Annotated in this window: 14 protein-coding genes; 7 read left to right on the forward strand and 7 right to left on the reverse strand. The window is 55.1% G+C overall.

The window, feature by feature from the left end:
* Positions 1–5 precede the first annotated feature (5 nt).
* The 4 genes from EBAPG3_RS06750 to EBAPG3_RS06765 all read left to right on the forward strand — a co-directional run bounded on the left by EBAPG3_RS06750 (position 6) and on the right by EBAPG3_RS06765 (position 7,137).
* Entirely contained in the window at positions 6–2,336 is a 2,331-nt protein-coding gene (locus tag EBAPG3_RS06750; RefSeq protein WP_004178934.1) for a hybrid sensor histidine kinase/response regulator, read from the forward strand.
* 10 nt (positions 2,337–2,346) lie between these two features.
* Positions 2,347–3,429, forward strand: a complete 1,083-nt coding sequence (gene cheB / locus EBAPG3_RS06755) for a chemotaxis-specific protein-glutamate methyltransferase CheB (RefSeq protein ID WP_004178932.1) — start codon at positions 2,347–2,349, stop codon at positions 3,427–3,429.
* Positions 3,410–6,358 (forward strand): EAL domain-containing protein, encoded by a 2,949-nt coding sequence (locus tag EBAPG3_RS06760; protein ID WP_004178930.1) that lies wholly within the window; start codon positions 3,410–3,412, stop codon positions 6,356–6,358. The genes cheB and EBAPG3_RS06760 overlap by 20 nt, the downstream gene beginning before the upstream one ends.
* 278 nt (positions 6,359–6,636) lie before the next feature.
* Positions 6,637–7,137, forward strand: a complete 501-nt coding sequence (locus tag EBAPG3_RS06765; RefSeq protein ID WP_004178929.1) for a hypothetical protein — start codon at positions 6,637–6,639, stop codon at positions 7,135–7,137.
* A 19-nt stretch (positions 7,138–7,156) separates the two neighbouring features.
* On the opposite strand, the gene EBAPG3_RS06770 is transcribed toward EBAPG3_RS06765, so the two are convergent.
* Positions 7,157–8,428: an ADP-ribosylglycohydrolase family protein gene (locus EBAPG3_RS06770; protein WP_151898869.1), complete on the reverse strand. Its 1,272-nt coding sequence runs from the start codon at positions 8,426–8,428 to the stop codon at positions 7,157–7,159.
* A 413-nt stretch (positions 8,429–8,841) separates the two neighbouring features.
* Here EBAPG3_RS06770 and EBAPG3_RS06775 point away from each other — a divergent pair, with 413 nt between their 5' ends.
* On the forward strand, positions 8,842–11,499 hold the full coding sequence (locus tag EBAPG3_RS06775; RefSeq protein ID WP_040852670.1) for a cation-translocating P-type ATPase: 2,658 nt from the start codon (positions 8,842–8,844) through the stop codon (positions 11,497–11,499).
* A 270-nt stretch (positions 11,500–11,769) separates the two neighbouring features.
* On the opposite strand, the gene EBAPG3_RS06780 is transcribed toward EBAPG3_RS06775, so the two are convergent.
* The 6 genes from EBAPG3_RS06780 to EBAPG3_RS06805 form a co-directional block, all read right to left on the reverse strand.
* On the reverse strand, positions 11,770–13,113 hold the full coding sequence (locus EBAPG3_RS06780) for a nicotinate phosphoribosyltransferase (RefSeq protein ID WP_004178921.1): 1,344 nt from the start codon (positions 13,111–13,113) through the stop codon (positions 11,770–11,772).
* Positions 13,110–13,709, reverse strand: a complete 600-nt coding sequence (locus EBAPG3_RS06785) for an isochorismatase family protein (protein ID WP_004178919.1) — start codon at positions 13,707–13,709, stop codon at positions 13,110–13,112. The genes EBAPG3_RS06780 and EBAPG3_RS06785 overlap by 4 nt, the downstream gene beginning before the upstream one ends.
* A 162-nt stretch (positions 13,710–13,871) precedes the next feature.
* The gene (gene hpf, locus EBAPG3_RS06790) at positions 13,872–14,432 is read right to left on the reverse strand and encodes a ribosome hibernation-promoting factor, HPF/YfiA family (RefSeq protein WP_004178917.1); all 561 of its coding nucleotides are present in this window, start codon (positions 14,430–14,432) and stop codon (positions 13,872–13,874) included.
* Positions 14,433–14,535: 103 nt separating this feature from the next.
* Complete coding sequence (locus EBAPG3_RS06795) at positions 14,536–14,976, reverse strand: universal stress protein (RefSeq protein ID WP_004178915.1); 441 nt, start codon at positions 14,974–14,976, stop codon at positions 14,536–14,538.
* A 16-nt stretch (positions 14,977–14,992) separates the two neighbouring features.
* A complete protein-coding gene (locus EBAPG3_RS06800) occupies positions 14,993–16,414 on the reverse strand; it encodes an RtcB family protein (protein WP_004178913.1) in 1,422 nt (473 codons plus the stop codon).
* A gap of 1 nt (position 16,415) precedes the next feature.
* Positions 16,416–16,865: an archease gene (locus tag EBAPG3_RS06805; protein WP_004178911.1), complete on the reverse strand. Its 450-nt coding sequence runs from the start codon at positions 16,863–16,865 to the stop codon at positions 16,416–16,418.
* A 195-nt stretch (positions 16,866–17,060) separates the two neighbouring features.
* Here EBAPG3_RS06805 and polX point away from each other — a divergent pair, with 195 nt between their 5' ends.
* Together polX and EBAPG3_RS06815 are read left to right on the forward strand one after the other, a co-directional pair.
* Complete coding sequence (polX, locus tag EBAPG3_RS06810) at positions 17,061–18,785, forward strand: DNA polymerase/3'-5' exonuclease PolX (RefSeq protein WP_004178909.1); 1,725 nt, start codon at positions 17,061–17,063, stop codon at positions 18,783–18,785.
* A 143-nt stretch (positions 18,786–18,928) separates the two neighbouring features.
* Positions 18,929–19,567: a phosphoribosyltransferase gene (locus EBAPG3_RS06815; protein WP_004178907.1), complete on the forward strand. Its 639-nt coding sequence runs from the start codon at positions 18,929–18,931 to the stop codon at positions 19,565–19,567.
* Positions 19,568–19,856: the final 289 nt, after the last annotated feature.

Consider the following 19,856-nt stretch of genomic DNA (forward strand, 5'->3'; position numbering starts at 1 on the left):
CGCCCATGCCGTCTAAAAACGATGAGCTCCTGAAAAGACTCCTGGTGACATTTCGGATCGAGGCGGATACTCATCTGCAGGCGATGTCTTCAGGACTGCTTGCATTGGAGAAAATACCAGCGGGCGAGCAATATACCGGTACCATCGAGACAGTCTTCCGGGAAGCGCATAGCCTGAAGGGTGCCGCGCGCGCCGTGAATCTCACGCAGATCGAGTCGGTCTGCCAGTCCCTGGAAGATGTTTTTGCGGCGCTGAAGAATAAACATCTTGCCATCTCGCCGCCATTGGTGGATCTGCTGCTCCAGGTGATAGACGCTCTTGCCGGGCTTCTGGCTGCGGATGGCAGCGTGGCCGGGAATCAAAAGCCACTGGTGGAGTCATTGAGACGGCAGCTCGATGCCGCATTAAGAGGATCATTGGCGGACTCCGCTGCGCCGCCGGACGCTCCGCCGCCGGTCCCTGTCAATGCGCCCACCGAGTCTGGCACGGGTGCCGGGATGCACACGCCGACTCCCCCTCCCAGCCTGGCATCGGCTACGGTCAGGGTTTCGGCCACAAAGCTCGATGCGGTGATGCGCCAAGTTGAGGAGTTGCTGCTGCCGCGTCTGGCGGTAAGCCAGCATGCCAAGGAGTTAAACGAAGCCATCGCGATACTCGCAGGATGGAAAAAGCAGCGGCTGCAGATTCAACCGGCACTACAGGTGGTCGATCGCGAGTTCGAGCGCAATATCAGGCATGGCGCGATTTCCCAGGGAAAATCCGAGCTCCCCAAGCTGCTCAAATACCTGGATGCCGAACAACTCCCCATGAAGATGCTGGAGGACCAGCTTGCGAGACTGCAACGTGCAGCCGAGCGCGATCAACGCATGCTGGCCGGCATGACCGATGGCTTGCGGCAGAATGTCAAGGAAATGCAGTTATTGCCATTTTCGTCGTTGCTGGGCATTTTCCCGAGATTCTCACGCGAGCTGGCCCGCGAGCAGGGCAAGAGCGTGGAACTGGTGATCAAGGGCGGTGAAATCGAAATCGACCGGCATATTCTGGAGGAGATGAAAGATCCTCTTATCCACCTTGTGCGCAATTGCATCGATCATGGTATCGGGCAGCCGGCGGCGCGCTCTGCCAAGGGCAAGCGGCCGCAGGGAACGATTACGCTGGCATGCTCGCAGAAGGACAGCGGCGCGGCCGAGGTTCTGGTAGCGGATGATGGTGCCGGCATTGATATCGCCATGATCAAGGCCGCAGCCTGCAAGCTCGGCGTCATTTCCGCCGAAGACGCGGAACGGCTCGCTGAGCCGGAGTCGGTGGCGCTGGCTTTTCAATCCGGCGTGACCACCAGCCCCATCATCACTGATATCTCAGGGCGTGGGCTCGGGCTTGCGATTGTGCGCGAAAAGATCGAATGCCTGGGGGGCAGCGTCACGGTCAAGTCAGAACCAGGTGCCGGCACCGCATTCCATATTTCGCTGCCGCTCATGCTGGCGAATTTCCGTGGCGTCCTCGTTCGCGCCGGCGGGCAATTTTTTGTTATTCCCTCGACCAGTATCGAGCGGGCGGTACGAATCATCAGTAAGGAGGTACAGACGGTCGAAAATCGTGAAACCATCCTGGTGGATGAACAGCCGGTTTCCCTGGTCCGGTTGAGCGACGTACTGGAATTGGCACGCCATGTTGCGGCGGTCGAGCCGGAGCGCCCCTCTCAAGCCCTGGTTCTTAGTTCAGGTTCCGTCCGTGTCGCTTTTCTGGTGGAAGAAATACTTGGTGAGCAGGAGGTGCTGGTCAAGGCGCTCATGCGGCCATTGGTACGCGTACGCAATGTCGCGGGTGCGAGCGTGCTGGGAACCGGCCGGGTGGCGCCTGTGCTCAATGTGCCCGACTTGCTGAAATCGGCTGTGAGGCGTCCGGCTGCGGCGCCTGGCTCCCCCCACCGGTTACCAGACAAGAAACTTGAAGGGGCGCAAGAATTATCTATTTTGGTGGTGGAAGATTCCATCACTTCGCGTATCTTGCTCAAAACCATCCTGGAGTCTGCCGGCTATCGTGTCAGTACCGCAGTGGATGGAGTTGATGGCTACACCACGCTCAAGACCGGAACATTTGATCTGGTCGTTTCCGACATTGAAATGCCGCGCATGGACGGTTTCGACCTCACGCTCAAAATACGTGCGGACAAGCAACTTGCCGCTCTGCCGGTGGTGCTTGTGACAGCGCTGGAATCGCGCGAGCAACGCGAGCGCGGGATCGATGCGGGTGCCAATGCCTATATCGTGAAAAGCGGCTTCGATCAGAGCAATCTGCTGGAGATCGTCCAGCGTCTCATCCATATTCCATCATGAGTTCCTGTTCATGATCAACGTCCTGGTAGTGGAAGACTCATCCTTGGTGCGTGAATTCCTCATCTACATTCTGAGTGCCGACCCCGACATCGCGATTGTCGCTACGGCAGGTGACGGCGAGGAAGCACTCGCCGCCGTGCGGCGCCACCGGCCCGATGTCATCATCATGGATTTCCATATGCCGAAACTGAATGGGCTGGAGGCCACGCGCCGGATCATGGAAACGAATCCCACTCCCATCGTCATGGTGAGCGGCAGCGACGACTCGGGAGAGGCTCTCACAACATTCGACGCAATGGAGGCTGGCGCACTCGCGGTGCTGCACCGCCCCGTTGGCATCGGCCATCCGGATCACAAGGCCGCGGCTCTGAATATGATACAGACGATAAAACTGATGTCAGAAGTGAAGGTAATACGGCGTTGGCCGCAAATGCGAAAGGCGGCACCACTTTCACCGCCAGCACATATGGGCTTGGTCCGTGAATCGGCACAAATACAAATTGTCGCCATAGGTGCCTCGACCGGTGGCCCGCCCGCGCTCGAAACCATCCTGAGGGCGCTACCGAAGAATTTTCCCGTGCCTGTATTGATCGTCCAGCATATCTCGACCGGCTTCGTCGGCGGTTTGGCAGAGTGGTTATCGAGATCGTCCGGCCTGGCCGTCCATGTCGCCACACATGGCGAGCTTCCACTGAGCGGCCATGTCTACATCGCGCCCGACGAATACCAGATGAAGGTGGAGCGCGGAGGAAGGATTGTTTTGACGAAAGATGAACCCGAGCATGGGCTGCGGCCTTCGGTTTCATACCTCTTTCGCGCGGTCGCAGAGGTCTATGGCTGTGATGCCATTGCCGGTTTGCTGACCGGCATGGGACGCGACGGCGCGAGGGAACTGCGGTTGCTGAAAGAGAAAGGCGCAATCACTTTCGCTCAGGACAAAGATAGCTCCGTCGTACATGGCATGCCGGGTGAAGCGATCAAGCTGGACGCAGCGATGCTCGTCCTGCCACTGGGGAAAATAGCTGCAGTGCTCCTGAATCTAGTGAATCATCAAGGAAAAATAGAGCGCGACCATGACATCCAAAATATTTGAAACCGCCAATTTCGAAATACTTATTGCCGAAGACAGCCCGACCCAGGCAGAAAAACTGCGGTATCTGCTCGAGGAAAACCGCTATATCGTTACCTCCGCACCCGACGGCAAGCAAGCCCTTGCGGCGGCCCGGCGGCGCAGGCCGGCGCTGATTATCAGCGATGTGGTGATGCCCGAGATGGATGGGTTCACGCTATGCAGCGAAATCAAGCGTGACGAGCAGCTCAAGGATATCCCGGTGATCCTGCTCACTTCGCTGTCCGACGTCCAGGACATTCTGAAGGGACTGGAGTGCGGTACCGACAATTTCATTCGCAAGCCGTACGAAGATCAATATGTGCTGGCCCGTATCGACTACCTGTTGATGAACCTGGAGTTGCGCAGGAGCCAGAAGATGCAAATGGGGATGGAAATTTATCTGGGTGGGCAAAAACATTTCATCACTACCGAGCGGCAGCAGATCGTGGATTTGTTGATTTCGATCTACGAGGATGCGATCCACATCAACAAGGAGCTTCATGCGCGGCAGCTTGATCTGGCACATTCGAATCGCTTGCTTAACGGACTTTACCGGATCGCCGAAGGTCTGAACCAGGCGACAAGCGAGCGCGAAGTCTGCGAGAAAGCGCTCGAGTATGCGATGGAATTGCCCGGAGTGCAGGCGGGATGGCTCTATCTGCGGGATAATGAAACCTTCCGGTTAGCGGCTGTGCACAACCTGCCGCCGCAGACTGCGAAGGGGCTGGAAAACCCATGCGAGTGCCGGCGCCTTTTTCTGGCGGGAGAGCTCAGCCATGCCACCAATATCATCAACTGCGAGCATCTCATCCCATGCGGAGGTGGCGCTTCCGGCCTCCGCTTCCACGCCAGCATACCGCTATGGATCGGTAACCGGAACCAGGGCATCATGAACCTGATGGGAGTAGAACAAGGCCCGTTCAAGGACGACGAATTGGAAACGTTTCACGGGGTCGGCCACCAGATAAGCGTCGCGCTGGCGCGTGCCCGGCTGCATGAACACATGGAAAAACTGGTGGATGAGCGCACCATGGCACTAACCGCGGAGATCTCCCAGCGCAAGAAGCATGAAGCCAGGATTGTTCGTCTAAACCGAATTTACAGTGTACTCAGCGGCATCAACACCACTATCGTGCGCGTCCGGGAAATAAAGGAACTATTCGATGAAGCGTGCCGCATCGCGGTGGACCACGGGCAATTTGTGTTCGCCTGGATCGGAATGTTCGATGCGGCCACACAGAATATTACACCTATGGCCAAGGCGGGCCGTGACGAGGGTTATCTGTCTCAGCTCAAATTGACTGCTTTGGTTGATGCCCCGGGAAATTCCTGGCTGATAGCGGAGGCGATCGCCCACCACAAGCCGGCTATTTGCAATGATCTCGCCGCCGACGAGCACATGCGGATCCGGTATGCCGCGGCACTGGAACGCGGCTATCATTCCAAAGTAGCCCTGCCTCTAATCCTGGATGACCAGCTCGTGGGCACCTTCGTGCTCTACGCGCCGGAAACAGAGTTCTTTGACGAGGAGGAAATGACCCTGTTGACCGAAATGGCGGGCGATATTTCATTTGCGATGGATCACCTGAAAAAAGAGGAGCGCATTAATTATCTTGCTTTTTTCGATGCCGTGACCGACCTGCCGAACCGCGCGCTGTTTCTCGACCGGGTCAATCAGCGAATCAACACGATCCACCATGATCACAAGGCAATTTCAGTGATTGTCCTCGATCTTGAGCGCTTCAGCAATGTCAATGAATCGCTCGGGCACCAGGCAGGGGACAGCCTGCTATGCCAGCTTGCACACCGCCTGAAGCAGGTACTTGCGGAAACAGATATCCTGGCTCGTCTCTCGGCGGACTATTTTGCCGTCGCCATAACGCACGAACAAGAAAGTACGGACATTGCCCACGTTCTGGAGAAAATTCTCTTCGGGATCCAGCATCAGCCTTTCCTGATCGACGGACATGAATTACGCATTTCCGCCAGAGCGGGCACTTCGTCTTATCCTGCTGACGGCCAGGATACCGACACTCTGCTACGCAACGCTGAAACGGCACTGAAAAAAGCCAAGCTTTCCTGCGACAAGCACCTGTTTTACGCTCCTGAATTCAACACCCGCGTTACAGAGAAGCTGAAGCTCGAAACCAAATTGCGCCGAGCACTGGAACAAGAACAGCTGGTACTGCACTACCAGCCCAAAATTGATTTGGCAAGCGGACAAATCAGCGGACTGGAGGCACTGATGCGCTGGAAGGACCCCGATAATGGCCTTGTACCGCCGGTAGACTTTATTCCCCTGCTCGAGGAAACCAGGATGATTCTTGAGGCGGGACGGTGGGCATTGGGAAAAGCGATCTCGGATTCCAAGAAATGGGAGGGCATGGGACTCAATCCACCCAAGGTAGCCGTCAACGTCTCGCCAGTTCAATTACGGCAAAAGGATTTTGTCGGCATGGTAACGAGTGTGATAAACGGTGCTCAAAAGGTGACAATCGGGTTGGAACTCGAGATTACCGAGAGTGTAATCATGCAGGACATAGAAGCCAATATCCAGAAGCTCAGGATCATTCGCGATATGGATATCGAGGTCGCGATAGACGATTTCGGCACCGGCTATTCCTCGCTCAGTTATATTGCCAAGCTGCCTGTCAATGTTCTGAAAATCGATCGGGCTTTCATCACCAATATGACCACCAACCGTGACGACCTAAGCATCGTTTCCGCCATTATCTCCCTGGCGCACTCCCTGAATCTGCGCGTGATCGCCGAGGGAGTGGAAACCACTGAGCAGGCAGATCTTTTGCGCTTGCTCAAATGCAACGAGATGCAAGGCTATCTATTCAGTCCCGGTGTTCCCGCGGAGAAAATCGAAGAATTTCTCCGTCAGAAAAAGTCATTCCCCGCGTGAGGGTAGGCCCGCCGGATATGGGTTACCGCAAGCCGCGCTATCAGAATGGGTTATGGCGTCAAGGGCCCAGGGACCGCCGACTTTCGGCATCAAAAGAATAACGCAGCACAATGCCGCCCCGTTCTTCTGCTGTCAAATAATCGTATTTCCATCCATTCTGATTCTGGTACTGAATGACTCACCAGAAAGCATTGACTTTTTCATGACGAGATCTAAACTGACTTTATCCTGCTGCTCATTGCCAGGACGTTTATACCGAGGATAAAGAGGATAAAGCCATGATCCGTAATCCTATTGATATTGCCACCCGCGTCAGCCCCAACCTGTCGGCACTCATCGAAAGCCGGGTCAACGATCCGGATGCCGAGCAACCCATAACACTCGCAACGGTACGCACTTTTGTTGCCGGCTTGCTACCCGCTGCATTCACGGAAGTGGAACAACTGCACCACTTTGATATTGACGCATCGTTACTTGACGAACTGGATGCGCTGATCGAGGAGTATGGGGAAGACGCACTTGCCATCGATTTTGCGCAGAACACCGCCAGCGAACCGCTTTCGCGGGTAATCGATGCAGTGATAAACGACGAGAACCGGCAAAACCCGCCCACCCTCGAAACGATAAGAGAAGCCATTGCCTCGGGCCTGCCTGCCAGGCTGGTCGGCGATGGTGTACTGGAGGATGACGAAGACGACGCCCTGCTTGGGGAAATTGAAGCACTGATCAGGCGCTATGGCGCCGACTCGCTGGCAGAGGAGTTTTTACGCTACGAGTAAGTATACGAGGCGGCGCGGCTTAAAAGGCGTTTCCTCGTAGAGCAACATCCACGAATGCATCAATCTCGATTTTCAATTCCTTCCGGTCGATCAGCCCTTCCACGAGGTGGTCAGGCAGATCGTAGCCGGACGCTCCGGTAATCAGACCCATAATCATGCCCCGGTGCACGTTGTCCCCGCCTGCGTTGGCGTTCGCCAGAAGGGACGCCTCGATCCCGAGATTATGTTTTACGATGAGATACAAGAGGAGTGGAAGGCCATGCTCCGGGTAGCAGGCCGTCGCAAGAAGATGACGGACAACTTCTGGCTCTGCGTGCTGCCGGGCTAACTGAAATACCTCATAAGGCGCGTCATTGAGTCTTACATGAAGTTGCCACATCTCGGCTTTCGGAATATTGCCGGGACCGCCATGCTCGCGATAGGCGGTGAAGAGTTCCTCGCCGGTAATCTGCGGTGTGCGCAGGGATCTGGCATACACAGAGATCACTTCAACCGGGTCGATACCTTTCACCAGTGAGTTCAGGAGGGGAACCAGAATGCCCAGCGAACTGGCTGCGTTTTCCGACCTGTGGGTGAGACACTGATGCTCTACGGCAAACCCCAGTCCCTGATAGGCGCTTTCAACCAGCATGGTGAGAACCAGGGGCCGTACCAGCGCGCCATGCGAGCCGATGGACCATATGTTGCGTTGCAGTTCCGCGCATGCGTGGGGCGGCAGGCCTCGGGAATAATTCTCGAACCAGCGTCGAAGATAGATTTCCGTATAAGGGTCGCGGTTTTCACCCGGCGTGGTGAGATATTTCACAAACGCTTCGAGAAAGTCTTGCGGATCATAGCGGCCAGCACGTATCACCGAACGCAACAGCACACGGACCAGATGAGCACCAAGTGTATTCTCTCCCGCTTTCAATCCATCGTGGTAATGGAAACGATCCTCCAGGCGGGGAACGCGATTGCCGTGCTCACTCTCGCGCTCCAGAGATCCGATTGCCAGATCACTATAGCTGGTGTCATAGAAACGGGCATGCGCGTGAAGAATGTCATAGCAGCGGCCAAGGCGATTTGCGGTTTCAATATCAGGATGGTACGTCATGCCCACCATGAAGCTTTCAGGGTGCGGGTGGGGTGGTGGTTCGTATCCACGAATACCGCCGTCAAAGTATTGCCGGACATTTTTCAGGCTGTAAAACCAGTGTGCTGGCATCGCCAGCGCGTCGCCTATGAATAACCCCCATAATGCGTTGCGCATGCGCCTTGCGCGAGACTCAGCCGTGCTTGTGTAATGATTCATAGATTTAGATTCTTAAGGAACCTCTGAGTAAGTTTTCGTGTTGCACGTTGCCGGCAGACTAAGGGATCCGCTCGGAAATTCCTCAAGATGTGCTATACGGATTTCCATGATAAATTGCCAGAATCCTGATGTCCAATCGTCCCAACCTGCTCAAACCAGGCCAGCATTACGTAACCATCCGCTACGGCGAATAATATTACTCAGGACAACGTTACTGTTATCAGACAAAGAAAAAAACGACATACTCATGATCACTGAAATTCAAGCCATGCATGTCACTGCATGGATATTAAGTATCGACATGCACGTGGTGATCAAATCATACGTAATTCGTTGCTGACCACACCATAAGAATATTTATTTCAATTGCAATTCGAAAGTGAAACCATGAAATAGAGGTGGCATCGGATGTCATGAAAATCCACCAGCTTACTGTTGAACAAGCCTATGCGAGCCTGCACAGCAGCCTCATCGGATTGCCTGAGCATGAGGCACGCAGAAGGTTGCAGGAATACGGGCCAAATCGTGTGGAGGAGGTTCGCGAAGAGAGCCTGCTACTGAGTTTCGCCAAAGAATTTACCCATTTTTTCGCACTGATCTTATGGCTCGCCGCAATGCTGGCTTTCGTCGCCGAATGGAACGAACCGGGGCAAGGCATGGCCATGCTTGGCTACGCCATCATTGGTGTGATCCTGATCAACGGCGTGTTTTCATTCTGGCAGGAATACCGTGCGCATAAAGCAGTGGTTGCGCTGCGCAATCTGCTACCCCATCAAGTAAAAGCCATGCGCGACGGGGCTCTCAGGCAAATACCGGCGGCTGAATTGGTGCCAGGGGACGTAATCCTGCTGGCGGACGGCGACGCTGTCCCGGCTGATTGCCGCTTGCTCGAGGCATTCGGCGTACGCGTAAACAATGCCACGATTACCGGTGAATCACTGCCCCTGGCGCGTAATTCCGAGCGCTCCAGCCAGGACGAAGCGCAGAACAGTCGCAATGTGTTGCTCGCCGGCACCACCATGGTGTCGGGAGAAGCGAAGGCACTCGTATACGCCACTGGCATGCATAGTGAGTTCGGCAAGATCGCACATTTGACCCAGGTGACGGGTGCAGCCCTGTCGCCTCTGCAAGTCGAAATCATGCGCCTCAGCCGTTTCATCGCGACGCTCTCGGTGCTCATCGGCGTGGTGTTTTTCTTGATTGGTTTATGGCTGGGTTTACCTTTCTGGCAGAACCTAATTTTCGCCATTGGCATAATCGTTGCCAATGTCCCGGAAGGGTTGCTACCCACGGTGACCCTGGCGCTGGCCATGGCCACCCAGCGCATGGTGAAAAGGAACGCGTTAGTATGCCATCTGCCGGCAGTGGAAACCCTGGGCTCCACCACGGTGATCTGTACCGACAAGACCGGAACGCTGACGCAGAACCGCATGACGATTGAAAAACTTTTTTTGTCCGGGAAATTCTACCTGCCCGCGGATATTGCACAGTTGCGCGACAGTCCACTGTTTGCCGTCGCAATGTATTGTCATAACCTGAAACAAAGCGAGCATGAGGGCAAGCAGGTCTTGCTCGGCGATCCAATGGAAGTCGCTTTGCTTGAACTGGCGCGCATGGCAATCTCGGCGCATCCAGATCACAAGCGTATTGATGAAATTCCCTTCGATACCGACCGTAAGCGCCTCTCGCTGCTGTACAAAACACCCGGCGGCAACATGCTGTACTGCAAAGGCGCACTGGAAACCGTGCTGCCACTGTGTCGCGACATCCATCTGAACGGCAGGATACAGACTCTGGATGACCCCTATCGACAGCGTTTGTTCCAAGCCCAGGAAAGCATGGCGGAAGAGGGGCTGCGCGTGCTCGCCTTGGCTTATCGCCGAAGCGTTCCAGGCACCGCGCGTGAACGCTTGGAGGAAGAACTGATTTTATGCGGACTGGTTGGGATGGAAGATCCACCACGAGCAGAAGTTCCCGCAGCAATTGCTCGCTGCCGCGCAGCGGGCATCAAGGTGATCATGGTAACGGGAGATCACCCGCACACCGCCCGAGCCATCGGTCGCGAAATTGGGCTGACCCAAACCCCGCTTATCATTGTTGGCGATGAATTGCGGCGTATGTCACAAATCCAGCTGCAATTGGCACTTGATGCAGAGGAAATAATCTTCGCCAGAGTGGGTGCGGACCAAAAAATGCGCATCGTGCAGGCGCTGAAAAAGAAAGGCGAAATCGTGGCGGTAACCGGCGACGGTGTCAACGACGCACCGGCGTTAAAAGCGGCGGATGTCGGCATCAGCATGGGCATCTCCGGCACCGACGTCGCCAAACAATCTGCCGATATTATTTTGCTCGACGATAATTTTGCCAGCATCGTCGCAGCAATCGAGGAAGGGCGAGCGGTGTTCGAAAACATCCGTAAGTTCATGACGTACATTCTCACCTCGAATGTTCCCGAGCTCATCCCTTATCTGGCTTTCGTGCTGTTTAAAATTCCGTTGCCACTCACCATTGTGCAAATCCTCGCGGTTGACCTCGGCACCGACATGCTTCCGGCACTGGCGCTGGGCGCTGAAGCACCCCGTGACGACGTAATGCAGAGACCGCCGCGTGCGCGCAGCGAACGGCTGCTGCATTGGCCGCTACTGTTGCGCGCCTATCTTTTCCTCGGCTTGCTTGAAGCAGCGGCGGCGATGGCAGCGTTCTTTTATGTACTACACAACGGCGGCTGGTACTACGGGCAGATACTGGCTCCCGACAGCACACTTTATTTGCAAGCCACTACTGCATGCCTATCGGCCATCATTGTGATGCAGGTGATGAACGTATTTATTTGCCGTCATCCCCGAGAATCAGTTTTCCGCTTCGCCTGGTTCGGCAATCGCCTGCTGCTGCTGGGTATTGCATTAGAAATTATCTTGATCCTGCTCATTGTTTACATGCCGCTAGGCAATAGTCTCTTCGGAACCACGCCTATAGGCGTTGATGTCTGGCTATACGCCATTCCCTTCGGCGTTGCCATGCTCGCCCTGGATGAATTGCGCAAGGCGCTGCTGCGGCGATTCACGAAATAATAGCTGTCTCTCGCCTATTGCGTATTATTATGGATTGACCCATCGCGGCAGGGCTGTTCATCCGTGTATCTTTTTTCTAAATCGTGATAACGCCGCGTATAAGTGGCATAACAATTAAAGCCCTGCCGTGATCAAAATTCGTAAGCGCTTGCGTTTTCCGCATTGTGTGCCTGGAGGAAAAAATGGAGATGATTCATCCTGGCAAGCAGGTGTACCAGGAACATCAGCTTCGCTACGGCGATCATGGTGAAAGCAGGTCCATCCATATGTCTATGGGTTAAGCACGCGCGCCGCATCCAGTTCGTTAGCCAGTATTTGCAACGCTGCGGAAATGACCACCGGGTAAGGTGCGGCCATCTCAAGTGTCGTCATCGCTTTCGGTAGACGAGCATACTCTGCCAATGTCCGTTGGCGTATTTGGTCCAGCGTAGCATGGGCATGGATGCGGCGGCCGGCCCGCATAATAGGCATGAGAAGCGGTTGACCATCATGAGGATCATTCTCCTCCAACGCTACCACGTCACCAATCATGCAGCCATTCGCGCTATAGCTGCGGTATACCTGCTTTCTTCCGGGCCACGTGGCCTTTCCCTCCGAACGTTTGCGGCGTGGTTTGCCGCCATATTCTTGCAGCTTGTAGGCGCAATCCAGCGAAGGCGCATCGCTTGAGACATCCAGCGCTGTCCCTACGCCGAAACCATCTATCGGCGCGGCGGATGACAGTAAGTCACGCAGCCGGTATTCATCCAGATTACCGCTGGCAAAAATCGTCGTCTTCTCCAGTCCGCCTTCGTTGAGTATTTGGCGCACGCATCGGGCATGCGCCGCGAGATCGCCGCTATCCAGCCGCACGCCCTTGATGCCGATGCCTTCCCCGCGAAGCTTTCTGGCCAGGGCTACGACCTTGGTTGCGGCGGTCTCCGTATCATAGGTATCGATCAGTAGAGTCGCTCTATCGGGGTGGCAGCGTGCAAAATGTTCAAACGCAGTGGCTTCATCCTCATGCGCCTGGATGTAGGAATGGGCCATGGTGCCGAACAGCGGAATTCCATACAGCGTGCCGGCCAGCACGGTGGCGGTGCCGGAGAATCCGGCCAGATAGCTCGCCCGCGCCGCAAGCAGTCCGGCCTCCGCCCCATGTGCGCGGCGCATGCCAAAATCCACCAGCAGCTTGTGAGGCGCCACCATCACCAGGCGAGCCGCCTTGGAGGCAATTAACGTCTCGAAATGCAGCAGATTCATGATCCGTGACTCGACCAGTTGGGCTTGTGGCAGCGGGGCGGTTATCCGCAGAATAGGTTGATCCGGAAAAAATACGGTACCTTCGGGCATGGCATGAACGTCGCCATTGAAACGGAATTTTTCCAGGTAGGCAATGACCGCAGGCGGGAAACGCGGGGTAAGCCAAGCCAGTTCTTCCGGTGAAAATTTCAGGTTTTCAAGAAAATCAAGGGCTTGCTCCAGACCAGCCGCAACCATGAAATTCCGCCCCGGCGGCAGCTTGCGAACGAAAAACTCAAATACCGCGCGCTCATCCATGCCTTGCTCAAGATAGCTCTGCAACATCATCAGCTGATAATGGTCAGTCAAAAGAGGGCTGGAAAGCGGATTCATGCCCGGAGTGCCTTGAAGCAGATTAGAATCGCGCCAAGACGCACCATTTCCTCAAGTGCGTGACTATGATTCGAATTTATGTCCATGGCACATATCGCGTCGTTGAGCGCAAAGACGGTGTAGTGATACTGCAGGGCATCCTTTACGGTATTGAGTACGCAGTACTCCGCGGAGATACCGCCGATAAATAGACGACGAGCATCGGAAGATTGCAGTAAAGCATTGAGTTCGGTATCCGTAAAGCCGGAATAGGCGTCTTTTTCCGGAGTGACAGCCTTGGAAATGATGTGTGTATCGGGAGGAAGTTCAAGGCTTGCCGGGAATGCCGCGCCCGGCGTTGACGCAATGCAGTGCGGTGGCCACGGCCCTCCCTGTTGCAGGAAGGAGCAGTGATCCGGGGGATGCCAATCGCGAGTGGCGAAGATGGGTAAGCCATGGCCATGAAAAAGTGCAAGGTAACGATTGAGTACCGGTATGACTTCGTCGCCATTGGGTACGGCAAGGCTGCCGCCGGGAAGAAAATCGTTCTGGACATCCACGAGAATCAGGGCGTCACCTGCGGCAAGCCCGCCCTTCATGAATCCGTCATTATTCATGGAAGTTGTTGCTCATTTGGGCGGTAAAGAACTGAAAACTTCTCGACTCCTGAAGCAGGGCCGGCCGTCAACGTACTCCAGTACCGGGAGCGTTCCGTCAGCCGGGCTTCATAATCCGGCTGGTGCCGGAGAATGGTGACTGAATGCACCGCTCCCCATTCCTCATTCTGCTTTTCCTTTTGTGGTGTGATGTTTGCCGGTGCTCACGCGCTTCGCCTGAAAACCCTCGCTGCCAATATCCTCCAGGAACTGTACCTCGCTGCCTGACTCCAGTTTGTCAAAGTTATTTTCAGCGAGGTTATCACGATGAAAATATAATTCTTCCCCGTCGGGTGTCTCGATGAATCCATACCCTTCCTCCGCAATCAAGCGCACCACCTTGCCGCGCACGACTGGCGCGTGCGCCTTGATGTCGCCACGCTGACGGCGGCCATAGTCTTCCAGCTGACGCTTTGCAGCATCGAAGGCATCGCGCAATGCGACATACACATCCTCATCCGCCTCGCGGTTAACGACCAGTTCTTTTCCCGGCACGGTGATATCGAGGCGCACGTTGAACATGCGTCCCTGATGTTTATGTTTGTGAGGGATTTCGATTACCACCCGGCATCCCATGATATGCGGATAGAACGTCTCGAGTTTTTCTGCTTTTTGCCGGATATGACTTTCCAGTGCCTCAGAATGGGGAACGTCGCGTGTAGTGATTTGCAGTGAAAATTTCATGACTATATCCTCTCTATGATTCATATTGATGCAGTCCATCATGTGAAGCTGGACGGCATGATTTCATAATGGAACTCCTTATGATACTGCGTTGATCCGGGGCCTATGCGCCACGAATCAGTAATACGGGTATATGCGCCGTACGAACGACTCCTTCGGCCACACTGCCGAATAGAACGCGACTGAAACCGGAACGGCCGTGGGTACCGATTACGATCAGGTCGGCTGGCCAGTGCCCGGCTTCTTCCACTATTACGCTGGGAATCCGCTCGCCATGCGCTTCAAGCAGATTTATTTCCGCATCCAGGCCTGCCAATTGCGCCACCATTTGTGCGTGCGCCAGTACTTTCTTGCCGCTGCTCCTTAATGTTTCCTGCATTTCAGCGTAGTTGATGTAACTGCCGCTATCCAGTAAAGGCATATCCTCCACAACGTGCACCAGTTCCAACTGAGCGCTTTGCTGCCGGGCGATCCTGATGGCTTCCTGTAGCGCGCGATCAGAAGTTGTACTGCCATCAACAGGTACCAGAATATGTTGATACATGATGTCTCCTGAAGGATTATCCCTTAATACACACTTTTGGTCGAAGAAAAGCGACTCGGCGCGCGAGCCCTGCTTGTTCCGTTGCTTCCGCAACCAAATCGACGTCTTTATATGCGCTTGGAGCCTCCTCCGCCACTCCCCGCATAGAACGAGAGCGAATCAGTATGCCCTGTTGCGCCAGTTTGCTGATCAGCTCGCGGCCCTGCCAGCGTGCCGATGCCTTGTTGCGGCTCATGGCGCGGCCCGCGCCATGACTTGACGAGGCGAACGCCTGATTTCCGCTGGCACCGGCCAGAATATATGAGCCGGTGCCCATGCTTCCACCGATGACGACTGGCTGGCCTACTGCACGGTAGCGTTCCGGCAACATGGCATGACCCGGACCGAATGCGCGCGTCGCACCTTTGCGGTGCACATGGAGCAGTCTGTCCTTGCCGTTTATTTCGTGGGTTTCCACCTTGCAGGTGTTGTGCGAAACGTCGAACAAGGTTTCCAATTCCGCATGAGGATAAGCTTTCGCGCAAGCGATGCGTGTCAGATGGGTCAGAATCTGCCGATTGGCGAGCGCACAATTGATGGCGGCATTCATCGCGCCGATGTATTGCCGGCCTTCGGGAGATTTGATCGGTGCGCAAGCCAGTTCCCGGTTAGGTAAGCCAAGCCGACTGGCCGCCTTGGCCAGCATAATGAGGTAGTCGGTACCGATTTGATGCCCCAGGCCGCGCGAGCCGCAGTGTATCGAGATTATAATCTGGCCTTCATGCAGGCCAAAAGCCGATGCGGCATCCTCATCATGAATTCGCTCCACCACCTGCACCTCAAGGTAGTGATTGCCTGAACCCAGCGTGCCCATTTCTCCGCGCTGGCGCTTCTTGGCCAGTTCCGATACATTATCTGGAATCGCGCCGGCAACACGACCGCGCTCCTCTATGTATTCAAGATCCGCGGTGTTGCCATAACCCTGCCGCACGGCCCAGTGCGCACCATCCTGAAGTACCTGATCGAGCTGCGCCGGATTCAATTTTATGTCTCCTTCCTCCCCTACGCCAGCGGGAATCGCTCGGAACAGGATGTCTGCAAGCGCCGTTAGGCCTGGCGTGGCGTCATGCAAATCAAGATTACTGCGCAGGCACCGAATGCCGCATGAAATATCGAAGCCCACGCCTCCGGCGGAGATTACACCTCCCTGTTCAGCATCGAACGCAGCGACACCCCCTATGGGAAATCCGTAACCCCAGTGCGCATCCGGCATGGTCATGGCGGCACCAGCCAAGCCAGGCAGAGAAGCGACATTGCCAATTTGCTCCAGCACTTTATCATCCATGCTGGCCAGCAAGGGCGCGGTACCGTAAAGCAGCACTTCCGCGCGCTTTTCGCCCGGCCGGAGGGGAAAGCTCCAGAGGTAGGGTTGCAGCTGGCGTAACTGGGTCAGATCCATCTCATACGTCCACAACGCAGCGCGCTTCCCATCCGGACCCGGATTGCTTCACCGAAAGCATCGTCAGAGTTGCCCCCTTTACCTCAACGCCGCGCTCCATTCCGGCATACCACTTTTCGCCCGATGCTTCGGCCCGCCACCGATTGCCAATGTGCCGCACATGGAAGCGGCTGAAAACCATTCCCAGTTCACGCGACTTACCCAGCAACAGATTGAGCCATGTGACAAAGGCAAACTCGGAGTCGGTTTCTTCAAACTCGAACGTTACCGTAGACGTTGGTTGCACTGCGTCAAGATTGGTGACGATGGCAAATAGCGCTTGCGCTCCAGCCTCAAACGCTTGCTCGACAGTTGAGCCGCACCCGATAATGCCGACATCGGCATCATGCTCGAAATACCGTGAAGATTCGGCTGTCACAGGTCGATTCTCTTCCGCTTCGATCAAAACCATGATTTCATTATAGTAGCTTTAAACGAACTTGTTGGTTGGACCCGGCGCGAGCGTAAATCGGGCAGGGACTGCCGCTCTGGACCCTATTGGACCATTCCCGGGATATACTAAACTTTGATGGGGAGCAAAATGGTCCTTTCCACGTCTGCCCCAGGCAGCATGGCTGCATAAATAAAGATCGACGGGAAAATACGCATGCCGAGTCATAATGCCGACATTGCTGCGATCTTCGAGGAGATTGCCAGCCTGCTCGAGATCCAGGGAGCGAATCCGTTCCGTATACGTGCTTACCGTAATGCAGCGCGCACCATCGGCGAGCTTTCTACGGAAGCATACTTGCTCGTGGAAAAGAATGATGACCTGACACGCTTCCCGGGCATTGGTCACGATCTTTCCGCCAAAATAAAGGAGATTGCCTTTACCGGCCACTGCAGCTTACTGGACCGTCTGCACACGGAACTTCCCCCCGCTGTTACTGAACTTCTGAAGGTACCCGGTCTTGGCCCCAAACGGGTAAAGCATCTTTATCAAGATCTGGATGTGCGGACTGTCGAGCAACTCTATTGTGCCGCACGCGACGGCCGCATTCGTACTCTACCCGGCTTTGGCGAAAAGACCGAACTGAATATCCTGCAGGCCATTGAAGCACATACCCATCCTGTACGCCGGTTCAAGCTGGCGGTGGCGGCACAATATGCCGAGGCGCTACGATCATACCTGGGAGCAGTGCCTGGCGTTACACAGGTAACTGTTGCGGGCAGCTTCAGGCGCATGCGCGAGGCCGTTGGAGATCTCGATATTGTGGTTGCGGCAACACCGGATAGTGCTGTCATGCAGCATTTCATTGCCTATGACGAAGTTGCCGAGACGCTGGCGGCGGGTGCCACACGCGCCAGCATCATTCTCAAATGTGGTATCCAGGTCGATCTGCGCGTCGTGGCCCAGGAAAATTACGGCGCTGCCCTGCACTACTTCACCGGTTCCAAGGCACATAGTATCGCGGTCCGGCAGATTGCTCAGAAGCTCGGACTCAAGATCAACGAATACGGCGTGTACCAAGGGAAAATCCGTATTGCGGGCGAAAGCGAGGAATCGATCTATCATGCTGCCGGCCTGTCTTATATCCCGCCGGAACTCCGTGAAAACCGGGGTGAGATTGCGGTGGCGCGTGTTGGACGTCTGCCGCAGTTGGTGGAACTCGGCAATCTGCGGGGCGACCTGCACGTCCACACCAAAGCTACAGACGGCCATAACACGCTACGCGAAATGGCGCTCGCCGGCCAGTCGCATGGTCTGGAATACCTCGCCATCACAGACCATTCGCGCGGTCTTGCCGTCGCGCGCGGTCTCGATCCAGGGCGGCTGGCGCGCCAATGCATGGAAATCGATGCACTTAACGAAGAACTGGAAGGCATTACTTTGCTCAAGGGGATAGAGGTGGATATCCTGGAAGATGGCAGCCTCGACCTGCCGGATCATGTCCTTGCGCAACTCGACCTGGTCGTGGGTGCGGTACATAGCAAATTCGAGCTTTCGCGCGCCAGGCAAACCGAACGCATACTGCGCGCCATGGAACATCCTCATTTTACGATGCTTGCGCATCCTGCCGGACGACTCATCCAGCAGCGCGCACCCTGCGACGTAGACATGCCACGCATTATTCGTGAAGCCGGGCGCCGAGGTTGCTTCCTCGAACTCAATTCCCATCCAGACCGTCTTGATCTCATTGATATCTATTGCCGAATGGCCAAGGAAGAGGGAGTGCTGGTTAGCATCAATTCCGATGCGCACAGTACTTTCGAGTTCGACAACCTGCGCTTCGGCATCGGGCAAGCACGCCGTGGCTGGCTGGAAAAGCAGGATGTACTCAATACTCGTCCACTCAGCGAGATTCGTGCACTCATCAACCGAACGATGTAGACCACGGCAGTTAAACTTTATCTGTTAACCGGCTGCATAGCGAAAAAAATTGAAAAAATGCCTAAGCCACCTATACTTCAAATAGGTTCCAACTTACCAATTTTGTGCGAACGAATGTTAACTCGACCTAGTGGGAGATTGTCATGGTTTTTGCAAACCGGATTGCAGCCGCCAAACAACTCGTTGCGGCTCTTTCCGAATACCGGGACAAACACCCGCTAGTACTGGCGATTCCAAGAGGTGCGGTACCGATGGGGAAAATTATTGCCGATGAGTTGAACGGTGAACTGGATGTGGTATTGGTGCGCAAACTGCGCGCGCCCGGGAATCCGGAATTCGCCATTGGTTCGGTCGATGAAAGCGGTTGGGTGTATCTTGCCGATTATGCCTCGCAAGTGGGGGCGGACAAGGAATACATCAGGAATGAAGTTTCCACACAACTGGAAACGATACGGCAGCGCCGATCTGAATATACTCCCATCCGGCGGCCGATTGATCCCGCCGCACGCATAGTCATCGTAATCGATGATGGACTCGCTACCGGTTCGACCATGCTTGCGGCACTGCATGCGCTCAGGGCGAAACAACCCGCTGAGTTGGTGTGCGCAGTACCGGTGGCGCCCCCCGATACACTGGAAAAGGTGAGCGGGAATGCCGACCGCGTAATATGCCTTTCGACACCCAGAAACTTCAGTGCGGTCGCACAATTTTACATGGATTTCCCCCAAGTGACGGATGAAGAGGTTATTACCATTCTCGCTACTTCCGGCCAAGCTCACTGACGCAGTTGCAAGTTCTGGCGGACGGCCGGGTGAAAGAACCGAAGCGAAAAGTGACTGGGTAAGGACAGATTCCGAATTGATGATCAGACGCTAAGGCGCTGAGTCTTTATAACCCTCCTCACAGGGCTGACAATATTCTGTCCGCAAATGTTCTATCCTCACGTTCCCACTCCCCAGCGATAACGGCTAAGGGTTAACAGTTACAATAGCACTTTTATTCAGGATAATTTCAGTGCAATCCCACGTTGTTGCCAGAGCTTTTCTCCCGCTATACATGCTGGACCGACTA

It is taken from the genome of Nitrosospira lacus (assembly GCF_000355765.4).
Lineage (GTDB): Bacteria > Pseudomonadota > Gammaproteobacteria > Burkholderiales > Nitrosomonadaceae > Nitrosospira > Nitrosospira lacus.

Bases quoted from the DNA above. Each gene is read 5' to 3' on its own strand.
- EBAPG3_RS06800 (WP_004178913.1), bottom strand. From the start codon at position 16,414: ATGGATCTGACCCAGTTACGCCAGCTGCAACCCTACCTCTGGAGCTTT.
- polX (WP_004178909.1), top strand. From the start codon at position 17,061: ATGCCGAGTCATAATGCCGACATTGCTGCGATCTTCGAGGAGATTGCC.
- hpf (WP_004178917.1), bottom strand. From the start codon at position 14,432: ATGAAATTTTCACTGCAAATCACTACACGCGACGTTCCCCATTCTGAG.
- EBAPG3_RS06795 (WP_004178915.1), bottom strand. From the start codon at position 14,976: ATGTATCAACATATTCTGGTACCTGTTGATGGCAGTACAACTTCTGAT.
- EBAPG3_RS06805 (WP_004178911.1), bottom strand. From the start codon at position 16,865: ATGGTTTTGATCGAAGCGGAAGAGAATCGACCTGTGACAGCCGAATCT.
- EBAPG3_RS06780 (WP_004178921.1), bottom strand. From the start codon at position 13,113: ATGAATCCGCTTTCCAGCCCTCTTTTGACTGACCATTATCAGCTGATG.
- EBAPG3_RS06785 (WP_004178919.1), bottom strand. From the start codon at position 13,709: ATGAATAATGACGGATTCATGAAGGGCGGGCTTGCCGCAGGTGACGCC.
- EBAPG3_RS06765 (WP_004178929.1), top strand. From the start codon at position 6,637: ATGATCCGTAATCCTATTGATATTGCCACCCGCGTCAGCCCCAACCTG.
- EBAPG3_RS06750 (WP_004178934.1), top strand. From the start codon at position 6: ATGCCGTCTAAAAACGATGAGCTCCTGAAAAGACTCCTGGTGACATTT.
- EBAPG3_RS06770 (WP_151898869.1), bottom strand. From the start codon at position 8,428: ATGAATCATTACACAAGCACGGCTGAGTCTCGCGCAAGGCGCATGCGC.
- cheB (WP_004178932.1), top strand. From the start codon at position 2,347: ATGATCAACGTCCTGGTAGTGGAAGACTCATCCTTGGTGCGTGAATTC.
- EBAPG3_RS06760 (WP_004178930.1), top strand. From the start codon at position 3,410: ATGACATCCAAAATATTTGAAACCGCCAATTTCGAAATACTTATTGCC.
- EBAPG3_RS06775 (WP_040852670.1), top strand. From the start codon at position 8,842: ATGAAAATCCACCAGCTTACTGTTGAACAAGCCTATGCGAGCCTGCAC.
- EBAPG3_RS06815 (WP_004178907.1), top strand. From the start codon at position 18,929: ATGGTTTTTGCAAACCGGATTGCAGCCGCCAAACAACTCGTTGCGGCT.